The following is a 4,157-nucleotide window of genomic DNA, read 5'->3' on the forward strand; positions in this document are numbered from 1 at the left end:
AATTACAACCTGCTCGTTTTCTGCAATCCAGTTTCCAGCCATTTCGCCGCAATCTTGCCAGAATGCCTCGAGCTCCCGCTGATGCTCCAGCCGAGACAAACGTACCCTAACTGTCCGGCCGTCTTTCCAATTCAGTGGAAGGTTGTCGATTGGGCGCCATCTCGCCGCATGCGACATTCGTCGCCCGAACGATCTCGAAGGTCGCGACGCACTTAGATAGGAAGAACTCGCAAAATTCATGGGCTACTTCCCGAGGCGTTCGAGGATCGCAGCGACGCATTCCAAGACTGCCTTTCGCTCGACACTTTTGTCCATCAGCAACTGCAGCTCTGCATCGGTGGGCCTGACGGCCTCCGGACCCGTCTCTGGAAGCCTCGATCCGAGAATTGCCGCAGCGATCTCAGCAGCCGCGCCGCCGCTTGCCCCGATGGGCAAGACAAACACGCCGGCCTGTCGCGCGATCTCGAATTCCTCCATCACCCCGCCAGCCAGCACCAAGTCCGCGCCCTGCATCTTGGCGCCGCCGATAAATATCACTGCGCCAGCCTGCCGCGCGAGTTCATGGCGCAACATCGTCCATTTGGCTTGGTCGGCCGCCTGGCCCGCCAAGGGCTGCGGAAATGGTCGGGCAATGAGCCGACGGCTTAGATCCCATCCGCCACGGTCGCGCAGCGCCTCCAGAAAGCCGGCAATGGTGCCCGATCCCACCAGAATGCCCGCGCCGCTGACAAGATCGCGCCCCGTGTGTCCGATCCAGCGCCCGATATCTTCAGCCAGAGAGTAACACGCGGGAGCGCCGTCACCGTCTTCGAGCGGCCAGCTCCCGCTCACCCATACCCGCCGGGCTGCCACGCGCCGCTCGATTTGTCTAAGCAAGCCCGGGACTTCGTCATAGCTGTCGATTTCGACGGCAGCCAGCCCGTAGCGCCTCAAATCTTTCGCCCAGAGCTTATGCTGCGCAAGCCGTGCCTTATACTCGTCCTCGGTATCGAAATCGTCTGGATGCGGAGGCCGAACGATAGCGAAATGCTCCGGCGGTGCTTCGGTAAAGCTCTCGCGGATCAACGAAAGGACATGTCGGATATTCGGGTCAGTGAAGCTCAGACCGACAAACAATATCGATTTGTTCGTCAGATGGGCCTGAAGAAGCGGCAGGAAAGCTCCCCGCCGACTGCGAAACAGTTCATAATCGTCGGTTGAGATCACAATGTCGTCAAGCCGGTCAATCGAACCGTGCATCTTGTAAAGCCGTGCGGCGCCCGGCGTCGGTTTGAGCGAAAGATCTGCAGCGCCTGACAAGGCGTCGAGCGGCCGGTCGATCGCCGCAAAAGCCCGTTCAACCAGACGATCGTAATTGGTCGTCCAGATATGTTGAACGGGCAGCCGGGCAATTATCTCGAGCGTCGCAGGCACATCACGGTCCTTACCGATCTGCTCCTTGATGACATTGCGAACGCGCGTCGCGCTGCCGCTCTCTTGAATGCTCCACTGTGCAAGGGCCGCCAGATCTTGGATATCGCGCGAGCTTACGCCAAGCTCGTCGCCGATTTCACGCAGCAGAGAAGCCCAGGACGGATAGCCGGCGGCCATCGACATCCCTGCTCCGACGAACACCGCTCCGACGCCATCAGCCAAGGCGGTCGGATATTCCTTCAGAAAGCGCGTCATCGCCGCTTTGGTCATTACCCTTCCCCCATGTTCGGTCGAGACGCGGGCCCGGTATCCCGCCAGACTGCCCGTTCCTACTCGCCTAACGTCAAAGCAACAGGCGCATTACCGGCTCCTCGACCACCGTCAATTCGTAGGCTTCCCGGATCTGGCGGAGGAATTGCGTCTGGCCGCCGTAGCTGGGATGGCGGACCGGGATCATCTCGAGACGGTCGTCGATGCGAGCCACCGCTTGCGCGGCATCATTGCCGATCGCAAAAATTCTCCGGGGTCGCAGTAGCGCGATCAGAAGAGACAAGATCTCCTCGCCCGCCCGTCGCTCTTTGGAGTTATGGGTGCGATTGGTAAAAGGCCTCCCGGGTTCGTGCGGATGCAGCGGAAACACGTTCCAGAGGAAAATGCGCGCGTCGATCTGGGCCAGCATGGTCCAAATGACCGCAGCTGTGCGTTCTCCGATGATGTCTCCGACGGTCGGCCGTTCGACCTCGACGCCCCACCGGCTCATGTGCGCGCTGGCATTGACTTCGTCCGTCAGCGCAAGACCGGTTCGCCGACCGCCGCGATACCCGAGATCACGCCCGACCCAGATGGCATCGACCGGTGCTGAAATTGCGCTTTCCAGCATCGCCGCCAGCGCCGCTGCGCGCGTTTTTGCCGCATCGGATCGATCGAAGGTTTCGCATCGATCGGTATAGGGGTTGAAGCAATGGTCGAACGTCAGATCGGACACCGCGCGAACAAAGGACTGCGTGTTCATTTCGTCTCCTCGAGCGGCTCATAACAGATTGTGCGCGCATCGCGATCACCCACGATCCATCCGCCTTGCGCCTCGCTCATCTGCCTGAAAACCGCATATCCGTCCAGAATGGCGCGCTCCCACAATTTAGGCGGGCAGCGCGAAACTTCATAACCCTCGACGAATTCACTGATCGTTTTGAGGACGCCGAAAGAGATACGCTTTTGATCCTTGAAGAAATTCAGATCCTTCGCGCGCGAGAATATCCAGGCCGTCAGACCTTCTTCGACGACGATCGCACGCCCGCTGTCCTGCTCTTCATCATAGTCCTTTCGGCTCTTTCGCTTCTGCTTGATAAGCGCGCGCACTACAGGCGACCAATGAAGGATTGCCGCATTCGCGAAATGGAAGACATCGTGGAAGCGGTAACCGTCCCGGTCGGCAATGTTGTCGGTCAGAGGATCGCCGATGAACACATCGTTCCACTGCAGATAGGTCCTGCCACTCGCCCGCTGGCTGATCTTGATGCGAAATTTCCGAGGAAGCTGCTCTTCGGGCAGGAAGCCTTCATCGAAATCGCAGAGGTCCGCCGGATCGGGGACCAGAAACGCACCGCGCGTTTTTTTGATGTTCGTACGCACCACGGTAGAAAAATCGAGCCCTGCACCGCTAAGTGCCTGCAGGTAATGCCCAGCAAAGCTTACAAGGTCGGCGCGCTCTGGCGACGTACCCAGAAGCGCCGAGGCTGCACGGCCCAAATCGAACAGCGCGGTATCGAGATGCACAGTCGTGTCGGGTACCATGATATGGGCGATAGCGCCGCGGCCGTAATCGCTCGCCGCTCCGATTTTTCGATAGGTTCCGTTCGCGCTCCCTTCGGTGAATATTTCCTCCAGCGAAAAGCCGGTACGGCGGCAAAGGGCGGCAAAATACCAGAGCGTGTCTCCGAACTCTTCCTCGGCTGCCTTGCGGAAGCCGGGAAAGGCGTCGCCTTCGCGCGCATGTTTCTTCGATGTCGACATGATGCCGCCGACTTCTCCGTAGAGTCCGAGCAGAATCGGTTCGAGACTGTTCGGATCCAGCACGTCGGTGCCGTCGATCCTGTCCACATAATCGCTCAGCGGCACCGAACCGCGCACATTCTCAGTACCGGACACCGCCACGAAGCTGCCTCCATTCATAGGGGGCATCCTGATAGCCGCCGTCGCCGAGCGAGCGCACCCAAGCCTCGAAAGCCCCGATCAATTTAGGGTCGTCGAAAACATTCCGACCGATCCCCGATTTGCAGACCGGACGGCCACCCGCATCGACCAGGTTCGCCGGAATTTCCGGCCCATATCCGCCGAAGTAAATGAAGTCCTCGCTGATCAGCACGCGATTGACGCCCGTGTCGCGCGCGATGTGGCGTGCGTGCTGCCCCCCGGTATCGGTCGTGTGAAAAGAGTCGCGTTGTAACCACCCGTCATCATCCGGATTGCGAAAATAGATATTGTCGCCGCAGCTCTGCTTCCGGCTGCCGCTGCGATAGGGCTTTTTCTTCGCAAAGCGCGGATCGGCATTATAGTCCTGAAAGCTTAGTATGTCGGTTACGCGCATTGCATAGACGAGATGGCCGCCGCGCTGGATGCGCCGCTCATTGCTACCGGTCCCCACGACCCAGTCGCCAATACTGGCGGATCTGCGAATGTCAGGTTTGCAAGTCGCGAGCGTGCAGCAGCCGTAAAAGGGATTTGGCGCGAAGCCGCTATCATAC

4 protein-coding genes are annotated in these 4,157 nt (G+C 59.5%); all 4 read right to left on the reverse strand.

Annotation, left to right across the window (positions count from 1 at the left end):
• Nucleotides 1-243: 243 nt before the first annotated feature.
• Nucleotides 244-1,683, reverse strand: coding sequence for an SIR2 family protein (locus tag ACT6VE_RS34390; protein WP_444610055.1), 1,440 nt, complete (start codon nucleotides 1,681-1,683; stop codon nucleotides 244-246).
• Between the two features lie 73 nt (nucleotides 1,684-1,756).
• Nucleotides 1,757-2,425 carry a uracil-DNA glycosylase gene (locus ACT6VE_RS34395; protein ID WP_444610056.1) on the reverse strand — a complete coding sequence of 223 codons (669 nt, stop codon included), beginning with the start codon at nucleotides 2,423-2,425 and terminating at the stop codon, nucleotides 1,757-1,759.
• Nucleotides 2,422-3,585, reverse strand: coding sequence for a nucleoside triphosphate pyrophosphohydrolase family protein (locus ACT6VE_RS34400; protein WP_444610057.1), 1,164 nt, complete (start codon nucleotides 3,583-3,585; stop codon nucleotides 2,422-2,424). Before ACT6VE_RS34400 ends, ACT6VE_RS34395 begins: the two co-directional genes overlap by 4 nt.
• Nucleotides 3,548-4,157 (reverse strand): Nmad2 family putative nucleotide modification protein (locus ACT6VE_RS34405; protein WP_444802615.1); only part of this gene is annotated, 610 nt, incomplete at its 5' end. The genes ACT6VE_RS34405 and ACT6VE_RS34400, both read right to left, overlap by 38 nt.

Origin of the sequence: Shinella sp. (genome assembly GCF_052438155.1) — a bacterium.
GTDB lineage: Bacteria > Pseudomonadota > Alphaproteobacteria > Rhizobiales > Rhizobiaceae > Shinella.